This window comes from Nitratidesulfovibrio oxamicus (assembly GCF_015731765.1).
Taxonomy (GTDB): Bacteria; Desulfobacterota; Desulfovibrionia; order Desulfovibrionales; family Desulfovibrionaceae; genus Cupidesulfovibrio; species Cupidesulfovibrio oxamicus.
The window spans coordinates 1-1,408 of sequence record NZ_VRYY01000543.1; the positions used below are offsets into that span (position 1 = coordinate 1).

Below are 1,408 nucleotides of genomic sequence, written 5' to 3' on the forward strand. Positions count from 1 at the left end.
CGCGCATCGTGGCCGTGGCCGACGTGTTCACGGCCATTGCGGAGGACCGCCCCTACCGGGGCGGCATGCCGCCCGACGCGGCCCGCGCCGTGCTGCGCGAACAGGCCCGCGACGGCAAGCTGGACGCCGAGCTTGTGGACCTGCTGCTCTCGCGGTACGAGGAAATGGATGCTGCTCGCCGTCAGGCGCAGGAGCGGGCACGTCATGAATTCGGCCTGGTGCGCGAAGCTCTGGCGCATGAGCCGGACGATGCGGAGTGCCGTGAATCGGCTGCCTGAAACGGCATGCACCATCAAACTGAACAGAACGGAACCGGACGCACCCCATGAATCCCTTTTCGCGCATCGCGGCCATCTGCCGCATGATCAAGATCGAGCACTCGGTGTTCGCGCTGCCCTTTGCCTATGCCGGCGCCTTTCTGGCCGCCGGGGGCTGGCCGGGCCTGGCGCCCCTGCTGGTGCTTACCGTGGCCATGGTGGCCGTGCGTTCGTTCGCCATGGCCTTCAACCGCCTGGTGGATCTGAAGTACGACCGGCTCAACCCGCGCACCGCTGGTCGTCCGCTGGTCACCGGCGAAATTTCCGTGGCCTGGACCTGGGTCTTCACCGTGTTCATGGCCGTGCTGTTCGTGGCGGCCTGCGCCGGGATGAACCGGCTGTGCCTGTACCTTGCCCCCGTGGCGCTGCTGGTGGCCGCCTCGTACAGCCTGCTGAAGCGGTTCACCTGGCTGTGCCACTTCTTTCTCGGCGGGGTGCTGGGGCTGGCTCCGGTGGCCGGGTGGATAGCCGTGGACCCGCAGTTCACCGTGCCCGCCGTGCTGCTGTTCTGGGGGGTGCTGTTCTGGGTGGCCGGGTTCGACATCCTGTATTCGTGCCAGGACATGGAGTTCGACAGGTCCATGGGGCTGCACGCCGTGCCCGCCCACTTCGGCCTGCCCACCGCACTGGTGGTTTCCGGCTTCTGCCACGCCAACGCGGCCATCTTCCTGCTGCTGGCGGGCTGGTCCGCCTCGCTGGGCTGGCCGTGGTACGCGGTGTGGGCGGTCATCGCCGGGGTGCTGGCGTGGGAGCACCGCATCATCAGCCCCGACGACATGTCGCGGGTGAACATGGCCTTCTTCACCCTGAACGGCGTCATCGCCTTCATGGTGCTGGGGGGGGCGTTGCTGGGGTTGTATTTCGGGTAGAGCGGGCGCCACGGGCGCCCTTCGGCCTTGGCTGTCTTCGGTTTCCACCGCCGGGAGGTCCTCCATGCGGCTGACCATGGCGCAGGAATACAACCGCCGCCGGGTGCAGGCCATGTACGGCTGGCAGGTGGCGGTACCCGTGCCGCATGACGGCATCGGCATGGACGGCGAGGCGGCCGGGCGGCTGCGCGAAGCCGCCGCGCAGGTGGCCGCCGATGCGGG

At 68.5% G+C, this 1,408-nt stretch carries 1 protein-coding gene and 1 pseudogene; both read left to right on the plus strand.

Translation table 11 applies throughout. The annotated features are described in order from the left end of the window. Positions 1–278 (plus strand): annotated as a pseudogene (locus tag FVW20_RS15175) (HD family phosphohydrolase); the annotation flags it as partial. A gap of 47 nt (positions 279–325) precedes the next feature. Continuing rightward, complete coding sequence (locus tag FVW20_RS15180; protein ID WP_196610262.1) at positions 326–1,186, plus strand: UbiA-like polyprenyltransferase; 861 nt, start codon at positions 326–328, stop codon at positions 1,184–1,186. The last annotated feature ends 222 nt before the right edge of the window (positions 1,187–1,408 follow it).

Bases quoted from the DNA above. Each gene is read 5' to 3' on its own strand.
- FVW20_RS15180 (WP_196610262.1), top strand. From the start codon at position 326: ATGAATCCCTTTTCGCGCATCGCGGCCATCTGCCGCATGATCAAGATC.